Source organism: Hymenobacter sp. HD11105 (assembly GCF_054051685.1).
On sequence record NZ_JBSWBR010000001.1, the window covers coordinates 1178131 to 1196299 of the forward strand.

Here is an 18169-nt window from a genome sequence, read left to right on the forward strand (position 1 = left end):
TATCCACTTGTGTTATGAATGAAATATCACGAAACATCGCCTTGGGAATTGAAATTGGTAACTCAATCAAATTCTTAAGAAGTGGATTATCTGAAATTCAAAAAATATATCCAGGTAATGACTTTTATGATCCTATACTATTATTCTTGTCAAGTGGGTTAGAAAGGTTGTTTAAATCTATGATATGTTTGAATTTTAAAGAATTAAACGGTAGGCTCCCAAATTATAATGAACTCATAGGTAAAAATAATGGTCACGATATCGAGTCTCTGAAAAAAAGAGTTGAATTATTTTGTATTCCAGTAAATAGGCCTTTCGCTGCAATGGACTACGATATAATAACCAAAGACGTGTTTGCAAATGATGCTTGCAAAATATTATCGGCATATGCGCGAAAGGCCAGGTACTTCAATTTAGATGCAGTACTAGGCATAGAGCAGGAACTTGATGCTAAAAACGAATGGCAAGGATTAGAGTCATCTTTGTTAATTGAGTATTATGGCTTCGATAACTATTGGTCAATGATATTAGATGGAAAACAGATTGATCAATTATATAAAAAGTCAAATGAGTTAATAGTTAGTAGGTTTGAGCTGTTCTTTAGAGCGATTTGCAGGCAATTTCTATTTGGTAATTTTTCAAGTGAGTCTAAAAGATTTCTTTTTGAAATAGAGACTTTTCAGCATATCAATGACGAGGATATAGGTAAGACGGCGTACTATAAATTCAGGATAGGTGAAAGAATTAAGAAGTGAATTTCGCTAGCACCCCTTAACTGGCGCGAGCTTGTAGCTCGTGTCAAGCTCTGAAGTGGAAGTTGTACCTCCACTGCCGCTCCAGCGGCAAATTGTGACTGCGCCGCCTGGAATATCCGGGCGGCGTTGTCGTTCTGGCGGGGGAGGCGCAGCCTTCCGGCATGGCTGGTCAATAGTTACGTTGCGCTAAACTCGCGCCAGTGGTAAGTTGAAAACCAGTTCGCGGAGGTACTTTATTTGAACATTCTGCTCCATTCTACGTGTTGATTCTGGGCAACCGACGGAGGCAAAACCGTGTCGGTTGCTTTTATTTGCTACTTCGTGCTATTCGGAGCCCCTGCAAACGCCCCGACCATCCGTTCTATGACCAATAAAGAAATCAAAGCCCTTATATCCCTGCTTGATGACCCGGAAATTGCCCCCCAGATTGAGGAGCGGATTCAGGGCTTGGGCGAAACCATTATTCCTTTCCTGGAAGAATCGTGGGAGGAGAGCCTCGACCCGCGGCAGCAGCAGCGTCTGGAGGATCTGATTCATGACTTGCAGTTTGATGGCTTAAAACAGCGCCTGCGCACCTGGCGCGACTCGGGCGGCGAGAACCTGCTCGAAGGCATGTGGCTGCTCAACTCCTACCAGTACCCCGATGCTGATTTGCAGGCGCTAAACCGAGCCATTGAGCAGCTGCGTTTCGAGGCGTGGACCTTAATGCGCCCCAACATGCACCCCGCCGACCAGGTGCAGGTGCTCAACCACGTATTGTTTAAAGCCCATAAGCTGGGCGCCAATACGCAGAACTTCCATTCGCCCGCCAACTCCATGCTGCACTTGGTATTGGAAACCAAGCGCGGTAATCCACTTACGCTCTGCGTGATTTATATGCTGGTGGCACAGCGGCTGAATCTGCCCATTTACGGCGTGAATCTGCCCAATCTGTTTGTGCTCACGTACCAGTCGCAGAGCCAGATTGGTGAGCCGTTTTATATCAATTGCTACAACCGCGGGCTTATTCTATCCCGCACTGATATTGAGCACTACGTGGCGCAATTGAACCTGTCGCCCAACGATATTTTCTACTCTCCCTGCTCACATCTGGATATCGTGCGCCGGGCCCTTCGGAATCTGGTGTTTAGCTTCGAGAAGATGCAAGAACCTGCTAAAGCGCTGGAAGTTGGTAAGCTGCTGGCCATCCTGACCGATGAAATTGCCCCCCAGACGGACGTAGATCCTACGGGAGAATAAAGGGTCCTGTGTGGTGCTACGAAACCCGTTGGGTAACTCGTATAATCACAAAAAAGCCCCCCAGACTCAGTTTGGGGGGCTTTTTTGTGGCTATAATTTCTCCAAGCTTACATTCTCTTAATCAAGCAGCCAGCGGCGCGCTTGTCGGTGACGCCGGCGGGGCGGCCGGCCAGCACGTTATCGAGGGCGCGGGCCAAGTAGGCTTCTTTCACGTAGGCTTCTACCTGCGGATTATCGTCGATGGCGCCTTTGTAGCGTACCACAAAGCCGGTGCCGGCTGGCTGGAGCAGGACTACTTCCGGGGTTTTGGTAGCGCCCAGCTGATTCGTTACCTGCTGGCCTTCGTCGGTGAGGTAAGGCAGGTCGGGCGTGTCGCCGGTGGCTTTGATTTTCAGCTTATCGGCATCCAAAGCGTCGGCGGTGGCTTCCAGGTTGATAGGGGCGTTGACGAACAAAAACTGCACGCCTTGGGCGCTATACGTAGCATTCAGGGCCGTGAGGCGAGCCAGATACAAGCGCGAAAAGGCACAATTGGGATTCACGAACACTACTACGACGGCCTTGCGGTCGGCGTAGCTGCTGAGCTTTACGGCGCCACTGGCAGTACTTTGCAGGCTAAAGTCATCTACGGTGCGGCCCGATTGGGCGCGGGCCACACTCACCGCCATGGTGCAAAAAAGCAGGGCCGCAGCCGCGACGATAGAAATTCGGCGAAAAAGCATGGGAGGGAAGTTAAGTGGTAATGCTAAGGTGCTGATTAAACTTGGAATTGATGAGGTTGCTCGGCGCTCATCAGTCAGTTAATCCCCACCACGCAGCGAGCTGGCATCTTCCACGCAATAAGTAAGTACGTAGTCGGATGCCAGGCGCTGGTAGCAAATTCGGTGTTGGCTGCGGAAGTTTTCGAGCAGCAGGTGCCCCGTCAAAACACCTGCCTCCCGCAGCTCAAACGGGTTGAGCAACAATTGCTCTTTAAACACCACGCCCCGGCGACTATGCAGCTTGTACAGCGTCTCTTTGGCACTCCAATAGAGACTATATTTAGCCGTTTCATCGCCGGCGTCAGCTTGTTCGGTCTCAGCTAGAAACCTGACTGCCAACTGTTGCGCTTTGGGTCTTATTAACTCAACATCTGTGCCAACGCGTCCGTTCACGGCTACAATTCCGGCCACCCATTGCCCGGAATGAGACAACGAAACCGCAAAATCAGGCAACTGCGCGAAGTAGGGACGGCCGTTGGCGTCGTTGTGCAACTGGGCAGGAGCGGGGGTAAGCTCGCTTAGTAACGTATGAGTAAGGGCGCGGCCGGCCAGCCACTGAGCCTGACGAGTAGGGTCTCGCACGGCGGGCTGCTGGGCGGCATAATGATCAGCGTGGGGCACCAGAGAAAGCAGATTGGGGGGCGTTTCGGTGAGGTGCCACAACCCCAGCAAAGCGTGCTCGGAAATCGGCGTAAGTGAGTGTAAGGGCATGGGTTTGTTGTAAACCAGACGCTCTACTTGAACACCTGATTGTTTGTTTCTGCTGAGTTGAAGCTTAGGCGGCTGAAATGGCCCACGGCGACAGCTAGGCAAAACCGCCGTAATTTCGCATCAAAATACCACCTAGCTTATGCCGCTGCTTTCTCGTCCGCAGGTAGAAAAACTGGCCACCCTCAGCGGCCACCGCGACTGCGTATACGCGCTGGCCGGCGCCCCCGATGAGGACCGCTTCTTCTCGGCTGGCGCCGATGGCATGGTGGCCGTATGGAGCCTGAATGACTTAGCCCGCGACGGCGAGCTGGTGGCCCGCGTAGAAAACTCCGTGTACGCGCTGCGCTACGTACCCGAACGCGAACTGCTGGTGCTAGGGCATAATTTTCAGGGCGTACAGGCCATAGCGTTGGCCGAAAGAAAGCTGCTCCATAGCACGGCATTACCTCCGGCTGCCATCTTCGATCTGGTGTACTCCAGTAAGCGGCAGCGCCTGTATGTTGCTCTTGGTAACGGCGTACTGGCAGTGCTACGGGCGGCTGATTTTAGCTTAGAGAAGCTGCTGCCACTCAGCGACAAAAGTCTGCGCTGCCTGGCGCTGCACGAAGAGCGCGGCGAGTTAGCCGTAGGCAGCAGCGACGCGCTGGTGCGCATTCTGGATGTCGATTCATTGACAGTGAAACAGACGCTAACCGGCCACACCAACTCCGTCTTTACCGCCGCTTATTCGCCCGACGGCGGCCGGCTGTTAACGGCTGGCCGCGACGCTCACTTGCGCACCTGGTCTGTGGGGGGCAATTATGCCGAGGAAAGCAGCATCGTGGCTCATATGTTTACCATCAACCACGTACTGTTCAGCCCCGATGGGCAGCTACTGGCCACGTGCAGCATGGACAAATCTATTAAGCTGTGGGAGGCCGAAACGGGGCGCCTGCTGCGGGTAGTGGATAAGGCCCGGCACGCGGGCCACGGCACCTCCGTAAACAAGTTATTTTGGTCGGGGAAGCAGAATCGGCTAGTTTCGTGTAGTGACGACCGCAGCCTGGCGGTGTGGCAAGTGTCATTCAATAGTTAGCATTTAGCGATAAACAGTAGCAAGCCTCCATATGCTTGCCTTGTTAAACGTTGAATACTAAATGTGAAGTGATGCCTGTTAAATATTAAATGTTACCTGTCAAATGAAAATAACCGCCCTCGACATCCGGCAGAAAACCTTTGAGAAATCCTTTCGGGGCATTGATAAGGACGAAGTACAAGCCTTTTTGGTCACGCTTTCTCAGCAGTGGGAGCGCATGGGCGACGAAAACCGGGAATTGCGCTTGAAGCTAGAGCACGCCACCCATGATGTGCAAAAGATGCGCGAAGTGGAAACTAGCCTCTACCGCACGCTCAAGACGGCCGAAGACACTGGCAACAGCATCATGGAGCAGTCGCAGCGCGATGCGGACTTGCGCATCCGAGAAGCTCAACTCAAAGCCGATCAGATTCTGAGTGAGGCCAAGCAAGAGGCGCGGCGGCTAGTAGAAGATGCTACCCGCGAAGCCGAGAAAAGCGTAGGCGCCATGCGGACGGAGGTAAATAGTCTGAGCCAGGAGTGTCATCGGTTGGAAAACCAGATGGAAAACCTTGTGCGCGATTTGCAGCACCTGGCCTCCGATGCCATGGAGAAGGTAGCCAAAGCCAAAGCTCGACCGAAAACCGATGCCGCAGCCATCCTTTCGCGGGCCGAGAGCGTACAGGTAAGCAGACCTGAACCTTCTCCTGAAAAAGAATCTGCCATGCGTGTATCTTCTGCATCTACTACATCAGCCGCTGCGGTAGCTGGCGCTTCTAGCGCCGCTATGGGGGGCATTTCGGTTGCCGAAGCGCGCCCTATTGGCCCTCAGCCCGGTAACTATAACCCCAAGCCCGGTCAGCAGCCCGACCCCGGTGCCCCTGCCCAAACGCCTGGCCCCGACATTCGCCCCGATTCACCCGATGAGAACCCCGGCAAAGCTGATCCTTCGCGCATTTATCAGCCTGAGCCTTCCCGCGTGCCGAATCCCGGCGCTCCTGATATTGAGCGGCCAATGCCTGATATTCAGCCCGTAGGTCCCAGCCACCCCGAAATTACGCCGCCTTCGCCCGCCACGCACCCCGGAATGGCCACGGCAGCAACGGCTGAAAAGTCCTTCTTCGACGAAATCTAACCTACATATTTCGCCCCAGCTAAAAGGCCCGCAATCGTTGCGGGCCTTTTAGTTTTAGTAAGTTTCGGCTGTAAAGCTGAAGGGTATAACTACATCACATAGCTACACATCACAACTCACCATGGGACAAATTGCGCTGGAAGGAATGGAGTTTTTCGCTTTCCACGGCTACTACGACGAGGAGCAGAAAATCGGAAATAAGTACGGCGTGGATCTGTACATCCAAACCGATCTGCACGCGGCTGGCACCTCTGACAAGCTGCAGGAAACCGTTAACTACGAGGTGCTCTACCGGCTGGTAGCCGACGAAATGCTGGCTCCTGCGCGCCTGCTGGAGCACCTTGGTCACCGGGTCATGGACCGGATATTGGCGCAATTCCCCCATGTGCGGGCCGTAAGAGTTTGCGTTTCCAAATTCAATCCGCCGCTGGGGGGCATTTGTCGGCGTGCCCGCATTACTCTAAAGCGCAAGCGCAAGGAAATTGCCCCCCAGTCGCTTACAGGTTAGCTCACAGTTTTAAATCAGACACAAAAAAGGCGACCGTAACTGGTCGCCTTTTTTGTGTCTGATTTAAAACTGTGAGCTAAACAAGCTTACACGTTTCTATTCGGATTGTTGAAGTCGTTCGTGTTATTCGTGTTGGTAGTATTCGTAGTCGAGTCGTTGATCTGTTCGATATCAACTTCCGTCTTGCGCACCGTGTCACGTATGGTTTCTTCGCGCTCAGTTACTTCCTTACCGAGGCTGATTTCCTCTACTACGCGGGCTTCTTTGCCTACTACAGCGCGCTCAGCGCTTTCGGTGATTTCAATTTCACCTTCTTTAAAGGCATTGAAATCAGCTTCAGTAGCTGGGCGGTTTACTGCATGACGCTCAACACGTACATGCTCTTCGCGTAAGCGCAGATGCTCTTCTACTGGACGCTCCACGATGCGGCTGCGTACGCGCACACCACCCGTTTGCTCCACTCGCTTACCTACCTGCAGGTTTTCTTCCATCACCTTCACCGAGCCAGTTTCGCCGGTTTGGGTAGTGTCGGTTTGAGCACCAGTTGTACCAGCATACGCATTGCCGGTGTTGCTGGAGCCATATTGAGAAGCCATTTCATCTACGTCTACTGCGCCATACTCATCAAGCAGGTCGCGGGCACGCTCGGCTTCTGAAGCAGATTGAGCGTGTACCGTCACCAGCGATTTGCCGCTGCGAACCACGTTCGAGTAATTGTGAGCTGTGTTATCGTCGTCGCCACCAAAGAGGTTGCTGAAGAAATTACCGATGCTATCACCAGCATTATCCACGGCTGCTTCGGCGCGGGTTCCGGTTGTATTTGTACTGGTGTTGGTGCTGCCGTAGCTGCTGCCACCTGCGGCGCCACCTTCATATGGGGCTACATCAACGTAGTCACGCTGAAAACCATTGCTCTCTAGTTGCTGTACGGCGCGCTGAGCGTCAGCAGCGGTGTTGAATACTCCTATTACGGTATGTGCCATTTTTTTACTGTTTTAAGGTTGTGGGTGTGGAAGGATGAAATAATAAAGGGTAAAGAATTAAAAGCTAAGTTGTTGGCTGATTTGGGTTCTCTGGATTGGGCGATACGCGCTGCAGGTGGATTTCCTCCTTGCGAAGCGTCACCTGCTGGGGAGTGCGCGTTTCAGTCTGTGTTTTCGTGATGCGAACTTCCTCGACTAACAGCAGCCTCTTCTCCACCACGAGTACTTCCTGCAGAATGGGCATAATCATCGTGTCGCCTTCGTAGCGCACGGCTGGTGGAGTAGCTACGTACTGATTAATCGGAATACGCTCTACGTGCACTTCCTCCTGAATCGTGGGCACGTCAACAATGCGCTGCTCTTCATGAACCGACTTCGACACGCGGATTCGGCCCGTTTCGACCACATCCTTATTAATCTGCACCTGCTCTTCTACCACAGGGATGGTTACCTGGGGATTAGGCACTTGATAGGGTGGCTGATTTTCGAAATGATTATTGGAAGGCTGCATAATAGAACATGCTGATAGCCGTAGGGTTACGGGTTATGCTGAGTCTCCCAATAGTACGCGGTGCTATCCCTGAGGTTGAAGACTTGACTAAAAAATGTTCTTAAATTTTTTATGAAGCTCGACCGTTAATTGATGAAGTAATTTATATAAATAAAGATATGAATAATAAAGATTTAATAGTTATAACAAGTTGATATATAAGAGTATGTAGTCAAGCCGTTAGTTAAATTTTCAACCTTAGTTGATGTACGTCGCTTCGCGGATAAATCTAAAATCAATGCTCAGCTATTTGGAGAGCTCACGGTGCGATGTGTTCATCAGAATGATCCTTCATGGATAAATTGAGTCTCCAGAATAGATTTCAATCTGCTGAGCGAGTATAAGTCTAGAGCGGCCTACTCAATCCAAATTATGTGCTTGAAGATGAGTGAATAACAATGAGATTCCACTGCATCCTGTAATTCATACGAAAGAATTCGTAGATAAAATTTGGTAGTACGATAGATTTCGTATATGTTTGACATACGAATCATTTCGTATCAATCTAACGCCCGGATTTTATGAGTAAGCCACCCCTCCCCAAGCCAACCGAATCGGAGCTAGAGATTCTGCAGGTGCTCTGGCAGCATGGTCCTGCTACCGTCCGCTTTGTAAATGATGAGCTGAACCAAAAGCGTGAGGTGGGCTATACCACTACCCTCAAACTGCTTCAGCTGATGCTCGACAAGGGCCTTGTACTGCGCGACGATGACAGTCGGACGCATGTGTACCGCGCTAGTGTGCGCGAAGAGGAAACCCAGGGCCTACTCATCGACCGGCTATTAGATGCGGCCTTCGGCGGCTCAGCCTTAAAGTTGGTGGTACAGGCACTTGGTCATAAGCGCACCTCCCAGGAGGAGCTAGACCAAATCCGCGAATTGCTTAACGAGATGGAACAACAAAAAGGCACAACTGAGAAAGGAGGGACCGATGAACTGGCTTGAGCAGCTTTTATCACCAGCCGTAGTCCGGGCCCTTGGCTGGACGCTGGTGCACTCCCTGTGGCAAGGTGCCATGGTAGCCCTGGCTTTAGCCACTTTGCTGCTGCTACTGCGTCAGCATACGGCCCGCATCCGCTACCGCGTGGCTGGCGTGGCATTGATTACGCTGCTGGGCCTTTCGGCGGTTACGTTTGGTCGCTACTATATGGCCGCCGAGCCAGAAGCAGTGGTGTCGCCGGCTGCTATGGCAATTCCTAGTGTCACCACCTCAAACCTAAGTCTGGGGGGCAATTTGCCGGTGATTACTGCCTTCGCGAAACAAGCAGCGCCTTCGGTAGCGCCGGCCCCCGCCGCAGCCCAGTACGCCGGTGTACCTAGCGCCCGCGCCGCTTGGCTGCCTTATTTCGATCAGCATTTGCCTTTGTTGGTTACGGCCTGGCTGCTGGGCCTGCTGGCCATGACCCTGCGCTTTTTGGGGGGGCTAGCTTACCTCGACCGCCTGCGCCATTACCGTGTGCGGCAGTTACCGGCCGAGTGGCAGCGCCGCCTAACTGCGCTAAGTAATCGCGCCGGTTTGACCCGGCCTATCACCTTATTGGAGTCGGCGCTGGTGAAAGCGCCGCTGGTAGCCGGTCATCTTCGCCCCGTGATATTGTTGCCGCTGGGGACCATTTCGGGCCTAAGCCAAGCGCATCTGGAGGCCATTCTGGCGCACGAGCTAGCCCACATCATTCGGCGCGATTACCTGATGAATATTCTTCAGTCCATCACCGAAATTTTGTTCTTTTATCATCCTGGGGTATGGTTTGTAAATGCCTGCCTGCGCACAGAGCGCGAAAACTGCTGCGATGACATGGCTACGGCTTTGTGTGGCAGCCCCCTTACGGTAGCTCAGGCCCTGACTAACTTAGCTGAGCTAGGCCACGACCGTGCGGCAATTCCACGGCTGGCAGTGGCAGCCGTTGGCCCCGATGGTTCCCTACTGAGCCGGGTTCGGCGGCTGGTGCATCGGCGGACGGCGCCTAGCTTTTCCGAAGGCTTTATGGCGGCCCTAGTGGTGTTGGGTGGCGTAGTGCTGTTGGGCGTGAGTACTGCCTTCTCTATGGCCGATCTGCACCCGCGAGCTGACCGTCATAAGACGTTGGTAATGGGCAATGCGTGGCGCGCCGACTTGCTGCCAGGCCTCACAACGCTGCCTCTGCCTAAGTTGGCTCCCTTAGGACCTATTCGCACCGAGCTGGGCAGCGCCACCGACGATGACAAGGATAAAGACAAGGACAAAAACAAAAAGCGCCGTCGGAAGGATGACAACCGGGTTGTGATCATGCAGGATGAAGGACGGGGTCGCCGCGACGCGGGCACCGTTGTGCTGGAGCGAGACAAAAAGGGCCGCCTGACGGAAGTGTACGTCGACGGTAACCGCATTGACGCTAAAGAGCTAGATGAAGCTCGGAAGAAAGACAAGGACGGTAGCACCCAAGTAATCCGGCTCAATTCGGATCGTACAGTGCGAGCCATCGGTCGCTCCAACAACCGCTTCGATTTTGATAACTCAGGGCTTTCAGAAAAAGAACAGGCTAATCTGCGCCGTTCCATGCAAGCCTTCCGGATGGATAGCGAAAAGATGAAGCGCGCCATGGCCCAGGGCAATTATACCATTGCGCAGGCAGGAGATGATTTAAAGATTCGTAGTCAAGCCCTACGCTCCGCCGAGCAAACCCTGCGAGCCGCCGAGCAGCGCGCCGACAGCGGTGCCGACAAAGAGAAAATCCGACAGAAAATAGAAACACTACGGCAGGAGCAGGAGCAACTGCGCGAGCGGCAGCAAACCGTACGTGAGCAGCAGCAGTTGGAGCGCGAACGGCAGCAAGTAGAGCGCGAGCGCCTGCAGGCAGAGCGGGAAAAAGCGCGCGCCGAGCGGGACAAAGCACGGGCCGAGCGCGAGGCTCAAGTGCTTAAAGCAGAGGACGCTATTATCGATGAGCTGGTGAAAGATGGCTTGATCAAGGATAAGAGCCACTTCAAATTTGTGCTCACAGCCAATGATCTTCACGTGAATGAGCAAAAGCAGCCCCAGGCCGTTTTTGCCAAATACCTGAAGATGTATGAGCAGGGAGTGGGCCGCACCATCGGCGCCACGGGTACCGTCACGCTCAGCTACAATGGGGGCAATATCAACCGGATCTACATGAGCCGCTCGAGCAACGATAGCAATATGCCGCCGCCGCCGCCGCCACCCGCCGCCCCTGATGCTCCTGCAGCTCCTAGTATGCCTGCGCTCCCAGCAGTGCCATCCCCTGCGGCAGCTCCAGCTCCGCCTCGCGCGCCGGCTCCGCCACGTGCCCCCCGTGCTCCACGCCCCGCTATGGTGAACTCAGTGGATCTGGGCAGCCACTTACGTGAGGATGGTTTGATCGGGGCAAATGAAAAAAAGTACCGGTTCCAGCTAGATTCGTCAGGCCTTGTCGTGAACGGCAAGCGCCAACCCGATGAACTGGCCGCTAAATACCGTCAACTCGTTGGGCACAATGATGGTAAAAAACATAGCATAAACATTGAAATTGAGGAATAGCCCACTCGAAGTTGGAAGGTTGTTCCGGCCTACCTTCTAATAGCTACAGGATTAACGAAACCGGCTTTCATTCCAATGGAAGCCGGTTTTATATTTTATAAACACGCCGCGGCAACTCTAAGGGTGCCTGTTGCATCTATTGTCCTGTCGGTCGCCGTCCGGTTTTTCTACTTTATCTATATGCTGCGAATTTTAATTTGTTGGTGTTTCATTTCCCTGACGTATGTGGCTGGGGGGCAAATTTTGCCCCCCGCCGCAACAGCCAACACTGCTCCCAAGCGGCAACTACAAGCCGTGCGTATTACGGAGGCTATTAAGCTGGATGGGGTGCTGGATGAAGCTGTGTGGCAGCAAGCACCCGCCGCCACCGACTTCATCGAAAACCAGCCCACGCCCGGCCGCCTCGAAAAGCACCGCACCGAGGTGCGCATTCTCTACGACGACCAGAACCTTTACATCGGCGCCATCATGCACGATGTGTCGCCTGACTCGATTCTGCGAGAGCTGAGCCAGCGCGACGATATTAACAATTCTGATTGGTTTGGGGTGTTCCTGGATACCTACCGCGACAAGCAGAATGGCTATGGATTCATCGTCACGTCGGGCGGTGTACAGTTGGATGCGCGCTACTCGCCCGCCAATGGCGAAGACAATAACTGGAATGCCGTGTGGGATTCACGCACAGCCCTGCGTGGCACTGATTGGATAGCCGAACTGCGCATTCCGTATTCCGCTATTCGTTTTGCGCCCACCACAGGCGGCCAAACAACTATTTGGGGCATGAACTTCGGGCGCCAGCGTCAAAGCAGCCGTCAGAAGTATTTCTGGAATGAGCTTAAGCCCGAAGTAGATGGTTTCGTGAACCAATGGGGCGAACTCACTGGCCTGAGCGACATACAACCCCCGCTGCGTCTGTCGCTGACGCCCTACGTGTCGACCTACGTGAACCACAACCCGCTGAACGCGGAAGGCACGCGCCGCACCACGACCAGCTTCAACGGAGGCGCGGATCTGAAGTGGGGCATCAACGAAAGCTTTACCCTGGACGCCACGCTCGTACCCGACTTCGGCCAGGTGCAGAGCGACAACCAGGTCTTGAACCTCTCGCCCTTTGAGGTGCAGTTCAACGAGAACCGCCAGTTTTTCACCGAAGGCACCGAGCTCTTTAACAAGGGCAACTTGTTCTACTCCCGTCGGGTAGGAGCCACGCCTATTGGCTTTTACGATGTAGCCACGGGCGACAACGAGAAGATTGTGCGTAACCCGTCGGAAACGCGCCTACTCAATGCTACTAAAGTTTCGGGCCGCACCAGTAAGGGCTTGGGTATTGGCGTCTTCAATGCCTTGTCCAATGACGTGTACGCCACGGTGCGCGATACCGAAACGGGGGAGGAGCGGGAGGTGCAGACCCAGCCCTTCAGCAATTACAGCATTGCTGTGCTGGACCAAAGCCTGAAGAACAACTCCTACGTGAGCCTGATCAACACCAACGTTACGCGCTGGGGCCAAACCTACGATGCGAACGTGACTGGGGGGCTTTTTCGCTTTGCCAACAAAAAGAACACGCACGCACTAAGAGGACAAGTAAACTACTCACGGCGGCGGGGGAAAGTGTTTGGTACAGAAGACGAAATCAGCGACCAGAATGGGTATAAATACGCCTTGGACTACGGAAAAATCAGCGGCAACTTCACCTGGAATGTCAGTCACGGCATTGAGTCGGACAAGTACAATCCTAATGATTTAGGTATCCTGTTCGGCAACAATAATATCCGCCAAGGGATAGATATAGGCTTCAACATTTATAAGCCCTTCTGGAAGGTAAACCGCCTTAATACATTCGCTGGTATAGAGCATTCCTTGCTGTACCAGCCTACGCGCTACCAGCGGGTAAATCTGTACGGTGGGGCCAACACCACTTTCACCAAGAACTTTCTAAGCGCCGGGTTTAACGTGAATTTTGACCCCGCCAACCACGACTACTTTGAGCCCCGCGTGAACCCCTTAGGTGATTACTACGTGCGGATACCTACTAGCCTTAATATTGGCAGCTATATCTCCAGCGACTACCGCAAAAAGCTGGCTTTAGACATAAATGCCGGCATCCGGGGCTATGTAGAAGATGACCGGTTGCCGCGTCCGCGCCGGATGGGCTACGGCGTAAATATTTCGCCACGCTACCGAGTCAACAATCAGCTGAACTTCCGCTACGAACTAGATTGGAATCTGCGCCACAACCAGGTCGGCTACGTAAATCCATCATCGGGCGATAGTCGCAGCATGAGTGACAAATACCCCGAGGACGCGACTATAATGACACAATTTCCCAGTGCCGTTTTGCTCGGCCGCCGCAATGTCACAACCATTTCTAACATCGTCTCGGTGGCCTACACGTTCACTAACCGTATGTCCCTGACCGTGCGCACGCGCCACTACACGAGCAACGTGCGCTACGCTGACTTTGCCGCCCTGCTGCCCGGCGGAGAAGAGGAGCTGGTCGACTACCGCCGCAACCGCGACAACACCTACAATGCCTTCAACGTGGATGCGGTCTACTCCTGGTGGTTTGCCCCCGGCTCGCAGATCAGCGTGGTGTGGAAGAATGCGGGTACCTCCTTTCTACAAGCCAACGAGGCCACGCCCCTGTACTTCGACAACCTGAGCAACACCATCAACACCCCCCACAACAACTCCGTCTCCATCAAAATCCTCTACTTCCTCGATTACCTGATGCTGAAAAAGCGCGGGTAAGCTAGATAATTATCTGAGTTGAGATTTGCCCCCAGCGCCTATTTATATACCAGTAATACCATGCAACAGCGCATCGCTGCCCTAACTCTGCTCGTCAAAGACTACGACGAGGCCATTGCCTTTTACACCCAACAGTTAGGCTTTCAACTTCTGGAGGATACAGATTTGGGCAACAGTAAACGCTGGGTGCTGGTCGCCCCAACCGGTAATCTGTCTGGGTGCAGCTTGCTACTGGCTCAGGCCCACACGGAGGCTGAGCGCAACGGTGTAGGCAATCAGGCTGGGGGCAGAGTTTTGCTGTTTCTCTATACCGACAACTTCCAGCGCGACTACACGCAGTTTCGGGAGCGTGGCGTGTGCTTTCTGGAAGAGCCTCGCCACGAAAGCTACGGCAGTGTGGCCGTATTTGAAGATTGCTACGGCAACAAATGGGATTTGCTGGAACAGCGCACCACGGTTTAGCTCTGGAGCGCTAACAGCTCGGCAGCCGCTCCAAACGGCGATTTTTTGCCCCCCATCACCTGCTCTTGCACTTGAGCAAGTCGTTGTTGCACCTCGGGATGGGCATAAAACCGATCTTCCAGCTCCTGCCGAATGGCTTCGTGCAGCCAGTGCAAATTCTGCTCCTGCCGGCGCTGCTGAAAGTAGCCGCTGGCCTGCATTTGTTGTTGATATTGCTCAATAACTTCCCATACTTCGGCCACGCCTGCGCCAGTCAGCGCCGAGCTAGTCGTCACGACGGGGCTCCAACCGGAGGCGGCTTTGGGAAAGAGATGGAGGGCGTTCTGGTATTCGCGGCGGGCGCGGCGGGCAGCTAGTTCGTTGCCGGCGTCAGCCTTGGTGATGGTCACAGCGTCGGCCATCTCCATAATGCCTTTTTTAATGCCTTGCAGTTCGTCGCCGGCCCCGGCCAGCATCAACAGCAGGAAAAAGTCGACCATGCTGTGCACGGCGGTTTCGCTTTGGCCCACACCTACGGTTTCCACAAAAATCACGTCGTGGCCGGCTGCTTCGCATAGTAGCATGGCCGCGCGGGTGCTACGCGTAACGCCGCCCAGGGAGCGTCCGGCCGGCGAAGGCCGAATATAAGCGGCTGTGTGGGCAGCCAGCTCGCTCATGCGGGTTTTGTCGCCCAGAATGCTGCCGCCACTGCGCTGGCTGGTCGGGTCTACGGCCAGCACCGCTAGCTTTTTGCCCAGCTTGTTTACCAAGAATAGCCCTAGCGCCTCAATAAACGTGCTTTTACCCACGCCTGGCACGCCCGTAATACCCACCCGCACCGAGCGGCCCGCCAGGGGCATCACCGCATCAAGCACCCGCTGCGCTAAAACTTGATCGGTGGGTAAAGTGCTTTCTACTAGTGTAATGGCCCGACTCAATACGACGCGGTTGCCGGCACGAATGCCGGCCACATACTCGTCAAGGGTAAAGCGTTTGGCCATATGAAGAAGAATTAGCGGGACTGTGGGTATAGGAGCACGTGGCACGTCCCTCTCGTTGTTTACTTAACCCTCCCCGAGGCTAGATAAGTAAACAACAGTGGGCGCGTGCGAGGAACTCTTACTGCACCACAAAATTGGGCAACCCAAACTTACTACGTTTGCCCCCCAGGCTCAGGCCATCATCTTCGTATTTGCAGGCAAGACCCGCCGCATTAGGGTTCTGGATAATGCCTAGGAAGGGATTATCCTCGCGGGCTAAGTAAATCTTGCCATCAGGCCCACGCTGCAGGGCCCCGATCTTCCGGTTTTTTGAGTCGCCAATTTTAGTGGCTTTATCGGTTTTCAAATCGAACTGCCAGATCTGGGCTGCGCCACCGCCAGTGCCATTGTTCGTACCATAGAGCTTGGTGCCGTCGGGCGAAAACTCTACGCCGTATGCCTCCTCGTAGGGGCCAAATTGACGCGGCTTGCTTACCAGACCCGTAGTACGGTCGAAGTCGAAAACCTCAAACTTGTTGCTCTCACGCCAGATAGCAGCAGCTAGCTTAGTGCCATCGGGCGAGAACTTCATGCAGCCAATAGCGTTGCGGCCGGGGCCGGCGTGCATAGTGCCCACGTTGCTCAGAATGGGCTTAGTTTGGACTCCGTCGGCTGTCACCAAATAAGCCACGAAGGCGTTGGAGTTCCAGCGGTGACCCACTACCCACACATCACGGCCGTTCTTATGCCGCACGGCGGCTAGCTTCTCTGCTACGGGCGAGATAAGCAGGATATTAGCCCGTGGCACGTCGCCGAGGCCATTATCGCGGGTCATGTCTACCACGGAGTAGCGCATGCCGCCAGGGCGACCCTGAAAATCGGTGGTGAAGACGTAAAAAATGTTACCGCTGCCTGGGTCGGGCACAATGAGCACTCCCTGCGTAGCTTCCTGACCGCCCATTAGTTTGCGGCCGTTGGGCATTGGGGTGTGTTGACGGTTGAAAATGGTGCCGCCGTTGGTATAAAACAGCAGTTGCCCACTCTTATTTGTGGCGACGGCGCAGTTCTCGTAGCTCACCATCTTGCTATCAAGCAACGGTGTGGGTTTGCCTTGGGCGAAGCTCAGCCCCGCCATGTTACCAAAATACCAGATAGACTGCTCGGCCTGAGCCAGGGCTTGCAAGCTGGCAAACAGACTAACGAGGAGAAGTAAGAAAGGAAGTTTTTTCATGAAAAGTCGGGTGCCAGCCAAGGTGTGGTAGCTAGCGCGTGCAGCGTAGAAAACGGAATTTTGTGCCAAGATAATATAGTGTCCAGCGTCAGATGCTCGCGAAATTTCCCGGTGAACAGCAACAGACCGGCCGGTATTGGAGTTGAAATACAAGCTGGGGGGCTTTTTTGCAGCAGCTCAGAAGTATAGACTAAACCTCATCACTGCTCAAAAAGCCCCCCAGCCAGCCGCAGTTTGGTTAAGCAAGCTGCGTGTTGTGTCCTATTACTTTTTCTGTTCCAGATGCTACGATCCCTTGTTCTTGTATTGATGGCTAGTGGGTTAGCGCTTAATTGTTTAGCGCAAGCGAATCGTACCGAGGTCTCGCTGCCTGAGCGTATTAAGGCCCAACGGTGGCAGAAGCGCATAGTTATACTCTGTGCTCCAACCGCCGAAACTCCCGCCCTGACTCAGCAAAAAGCCAGCATGAGAGCCGCCGAAGCGCAAGTCAAAACGCGTGATATGCTAGTGCTGGAGGCTATAGAAACAGAGCTGACTACCGCCGAAAAGCAGTATGTGCGCCAAACGCTGGGTATAACGCCCGGCAGCTTCGCAGTGGTTCTGATCGGTAAAGACGGCGGCGTGAAGCGCAAAGACAGCAAGCCCATCGACCCGAAGGTGTTATTCGAGACAATTGATACCATGCCAATGCGCAGGCAGGAAATGCGCGCCAACAACAAGTAGTGGTTAGCCAATACTTCTGACAACGCCGCCATCTACGCGCACCGACGCTCCATTAGTGGCCGATGCCAGTGGGCTTGCTAAATACACAACCATGTGCGCCACTTCCTCGGGCGTAGCAAAACGCTGTAGCAAGGACGAAGGCCGGGCATTTTGAAAAAAATCACGTTCGGCTTCCTCCTTCGATTTACCTTCAGCCGACAACTTTTTGATAAAATCCTCAACGCCTTCCGAAGCCGTGGGGCCGGGCAGCACCGAGTTGACGGTGACATTCGTGCCCTTCGTAAGCTCGGCCAGACCGCGCGCCACACCAAGCTGCGCCGTCTTCGTGGTACCGTAATGGATCATCTCCTGCGGAATCTGCAATCCCGATTCGCTGGATATGAATAGAATGCGCCCCCAGTTTTGGGCTAGCATCAGCGGGAAATACTGTCGCGACAAGCGTACGCCGCTCATCACATTTACCATGAAAAATCGCATCCAGTCTTCATCGGTGATGTCGGTGAATTCCTGGGGGGCAAATATGCCAATGTTGTTTACCAGAATGTCGACCGTGGGCACTTCACGCAGTAAGCGCTGGACTTGATCAGCGTGGCCAAAATCGACGGCCACACCGTGTACCTGAGCCGTTGGAGTTTGCTTTAAAATAGCGGCGGTAGCGGCTTGGATTCTAGCCTCAGTGCGACCGGTAATGATGACATGAGTGCCTTCAGCGGCTAGCTGTTGGGCAATGGCTAAGCCAATGCCTGCGGTTGAGCCCGTTACAAGCGCGAGTTTATTGGTGAGTTGCAGATCCATAGTTGAGGGTATGAATAAAGTAATACGCTTTTAAACCAG

17 protein-coding genes are annotated in these 18169 nt (G+C 53.8%); 10 read left to right on the top strand and 7 right to left on the bottom strand.

Features of this window, described 5'->3' with window-relative positions; genetic code table 11:
- The first annotated feature begins 14 nt into the window (after positions 1-14).
- The gene (locus ACW9KT_RS05205; RefSeq protein ID WP_457078305.1) at positions 15-755 is read left to right on the top strand and encodes a hypothetical protein; all 741 of its coding nucleotides are present in this window, start codon (positions 15-17) and stop codon (positions 753-755) included.
- A 363-nt stretch (positions 756-1118) separates the two neighbouring features.
- Positions 1119-1994, top strand: coding sequence for a transglutaminase-like domain-containing protein (locus ACW9KT_RS05210; protein WP_457078306.1), 876 nt, complete (start codon positions 1119-1121; stop codon positions 1992-1994).
- Between the two features lie 107 nt (positions 1995-2101).
- Here the strand turns inward: ACW9KT_RS05210 and ACW9KT_RS05215 are convergent, their stop codons facing one another.
- Positions 2102-2716 carry a redoxin domain-containing protein gene (locus tag ACW9KT_RS05215; RefSeq protein WP_457078307.1) on the bottom strand — a complete coding sequence of 205 codons (615 nt, stop codon included), beginning with the start codon at positions 2714-2716 and terminating at the stop codon, positions 2102-2104.
- 78 nt (positions 2717-2794) lie between these two features.
- Positions 2795-3466, bottom strand: coding sequence for a 4'-phosphopantetheinyl transferase superfamily protein (locus tag ACW9KT_RS05220; RefSeq protein WP_457078308.1), 672 nt, complete (start codon positions 3464-3466; stop codon positions 2795-2797).
- Between the two features lie 139 nt (positions 3467-3605).
- On the opposite strand from ACW9KT_RS05220, the gene ACW9KT_RS05225 reads away from it, so the two are divergent.
- The 3 genes from ACW9KT_RS05225 (at position 3606) to folB (ending at position 6163) form a co-directional block, all read left to right on the top strand.
- Positions 3606-4541, top strand: coding sequence for a WD40 repeat domain-containing protein (locus ACW9KT_RS05225; RefSeq protein WP_457078309.1), 936 nt, complete (start codon positions 3606-3608; stop codon positions 4539-4541).
- Positions 4542-4644: 103 nt separating this feature from the next.
- Positions 4645-5655, top strand: coding sequence for a DivIVA domain-containing protein (locus tag ACW9KT_RS05230; protein WP_457078310.1), 1011 nt, complete (start codon positions 4645-4647; stop codon positions 5653-5655).
- A 121-nt stretch (positions 5656-5776) separates the two neighbouring features.
- Positions 5777-6163 carry a dihydroneopterin aldolase gene (gene folB, locus ACW9KT_RS05235; protein ID WP_457078311.1) on the top strand — a complete coding sequence of 129 codons (387 nt, stop codon included), beginning with the start codon at positions 5777-5779 and terminating at the stop codon, positions 6161-6163.
- Positions 6164-6249: 86 nt separating this feature from the next.
- Here the strand turns inward: folB and ACW9KT_RS05240 are convergent, their stop codons facing one another.
- Together ACW9KT_RS05240 and ACW9KT_RS05245 are read right to left on the bottom strand one after the other, a co-directional pair.
- Positions 6250-7146, bottom strand: a complete 897-nt coding sequence (locus ACW9KT_RS05240; RefSeq protein WP_457078312.1) for a YsnF/AvaK domain-containing protein — start codon at positions 7144-7146, stop codon at positions 6250-6252.
- A 64-nt stretch (positions 7147-7210) separates the two neighbouring features.
- Entirely contained in the window at positions 7211-7657 is a 447-nt protein-coding gene (locus ACW9KT_RS05245) for a YsnF/AvaK domain-containing protein (RefSeq protein WP_457078313.1), read from the bottom strand.
- Between the two features lie 560 nt (positions 7658-8217).
- Here ACW9KT_RS05245 and ACW9KT_RS05250 point away from each other — a divergent pair.
- From ACW9KT_RS05250 to ACW9KT_RS05265, 4 genes are all read left to right on the top strand, one after another.
- Entirely contained in the window at positions 8218-8640 is a 423-nt protein-coding gene (locus ACW9KT_RS05250; protein ID WP_457078314.1) for a BlaI/MecI/CopY family transcriptional regulator, read from the top strand.
- The gene (locus tag ACW9KT_RS05255; RefSeq protein ID WP_457078315.1) at positions 8627-11209 is read left to right on the top strand and encodes a M56 family metallopeptidase; all 2583 of its coding nucleotides are present in this window, start codon (positions 8627-8629) and stop codon (positions 11207-11209) included. The genes ACW9KT_RS05250 and ACW9KT_RS05255 overlap by 14 nt, the downstream gene beginning before the upstream one ends.
- A gap of 180 nt (positions 11210-11389) precedes the next feature.
- The gene (locus tag ACW9KT_RS05260; RefSeq protein WP_457078316.1) at positions 11390-13960 is read left to right on the top strand and encodes a DUF5916 domain-containing protein; all 2571 of its coding nucleotides are present in this window, start codon (positions 11390-11392) and stop codon (positions 13958-13960) included.
- Positions 13961-14020: 60 nt separating this feature from the next.
- On the top strand, positions 14021-14422 hold the full coding sequence (locus ACW9KT_RS05265) for a VOC family protein (protein ID WP_457078317.1): 402 nt from the start codon (positions 14021-14023) through the stop codon (positions 14420-14422).
- Here ACW9KT_RS05265 and meaB read toward each other — a convergent pair.
- Together meaB and ACW9KT_RS05275 are read right to left on the bottom strand one after the other, a co-directional pair.
- Positions 14419-15402 (bottom strand): methylmalonyl Co-A mutase-associated GTPase MeaB, encoded by a 984-nt coding sequence (gene meaB / locus ACW9KT_RS05270; protein WP_457078318.1) that lies wholly within the window; start codon positions 15400-15402, stop codon positions 14419-14421. The two genes, ACW9KT_RS05265 and meaB, sit on opposite strands and share 4 nt — an antisense overlap.
- Before the next feature lie 118 nt (positions 15403-15520).
- Entirely contained in the window at positions 15521-16612 is a 1092-nt protein-coding gene (locus ACW9KT_RS05275; protein WP_457078319.1) for a hypothetical protein, read from the bottom strand.
- Between the two features lie 282 nt (positions 16613-16894).
- Between ACW9KT_RS05275 and ACW9KT_RS05280 the strand changes: the two genes are divergently transcribed.
- Positions 16895-17335: a DUF4174 domain-containing protein gene (locus ACW9KT_RS05280; RefSeq protein WP_457078320.1), complete on the top strand. Its 441-nt coding sequence runs from the start codon at positions 16895-16897 to the stop codon at positions 17333-17335.
- Between the two features lie 3 nt (positions 17336-17338).
- On the opposite strand, the gene ACW9KT_RS05285 is transcribed toward ACW9KT_RS05280, so the two are convergent.
- A complete protein-coding gene (locus ACW9KT_RS05285; RefSeq protein WP_457078321.1) occupies positions 17339-18130 on the bottom strand; it encodes an SDR family NAD(P)-dependent oxidoreductase in 792 nt (263 codons plus the stop codon).
- Positions 18131-18169 lie beyond the last annotated feature (39 nt).

Excerpts from the sequence above, each read along its gene's own strand:
- ACW9KT_RS05205 (WP_457078305.1), top strand. The coding sequence starts at position 15 with ATGAATGAAATATCACGAAACATCGCCTTGGGAATTGAAATTGGTAAC.
- ACW9KT_RS05210 (WP_457078306.1), top strand. The coding sequence starts at position 1,119 with ATGACCAATAAAGAAATCAAAGCCCTTATATCCCTGCTTGATGACCCG.
- ACW9KT_RS05215 (WP_457078307.1), bottom strand. The coding sequence starts at position 2,716 with ATGCTTTTTCGCCGAATTTCTATCGTCGCGGCTGCGGCCCTGCTTTTT.
- ACW9KT_RS05220 (WP_457078308.1), bottom strand. The coding sequence starts at position 3,466 with ATGCCCTTACACTCACTTACGCCGATTTCCGAGCACGCTTTGCTGGGG.
- ACW9KT_RS05225 (WP_457078309.1), top strand. The coding sequence starts at position 3,606 with ATGCCGCTGCTTTCTCGTCCGCAGGTAGAAAAACTGGCCACCCTCAGC.
- ACW9KT_RS05230 (WP_457078310.1), top strand. The coding sequence starts at position 4,645 with ATGAAAATAACCGCCCTCGACATCCGGCAGAAAACCTTTGAGAAATCC.
- folB (WP_457078311.1), top strand. The coding sequence starts at position 5,777 with ATGGGACAAATTGCGCTGGAAGGAATGGAGTTTTTCGCTTTCCACGGC.
- ACW9KT_RS05240 (WP_457078312.1), bottom strand. The coding sequence starts at position 7,146 with ATGGCACATACCGTAATAGGAGTATTCAACACCGCTGCTGACGCTCAG.
- ACW9KT_RS05245 (WP_457078313.1), bottom strand. The coding sequence starts at position 7,657 with ATGCAGCCTTCCAATAATCATTTCGAAAATCAGCCACCCTATCAAGTG.
- ACW9KT_RS05250 (WP_457078314.1), top strand. The coding sequence starts at position 8,218 with ATGAGTAAGCCACCCCTCCCCAAGCCAACCGAATCGGAGCTAGAGATT.
- ACW9KT_RS05255 (WP_457078315.1), top strand. The coding sequence starts at position 8,627 with ATGAACTGGCTTGAGCAGCTTTTATCACCAGCCGTAGTCCGGGCCCTT.
- ACW9KT_RS05260 (WP_457078316.1), top strand. The coding sequence starts at position 11,390 with ATGCTGCGAATTTTAATTTGTTGGTGTTTCATTTCCCTGACGTATGTG.
- ACW9KT_RS05265 (WP_457078317.1), top strand. The coding sequence starts at position 14,021 with ATGCAACAGCGCATCGCTGCCCTAACTCTGCTCGTCAAAGACTACGAC.
- meaB (WP_457078318.1), bottom strand. The coding sequence starts at position 15,402 with ATGGCCAAACGCTTTACCCTTGACGAGTATGTGGCCGGCATTCGTGCC.
- ACW9KT_RS05275 (WP_457078319.1), bottom strand. The coding sequence starts at position 16,612 with ATGAAAAAACTTCCTTTCTTACTTCTCCTCGTTAGTCTGTTTGCCAGC.
- ACW9KT_RS05280 (WP_457078320.1), top strand. The coding sequence starts at position 16,895 with ATGCTACGATCCCTTGTTCTTGTATTGATGGCTAGTGGGTTAGCGCTT.
- ACW9KT_RS05285 (WP_457078321.1), bottom strand. The coding sequence starts at position 18,130 with ATGGATCTGCAACTCACCAATAAACTCGCGCTTGTAACGGGCTCAACC.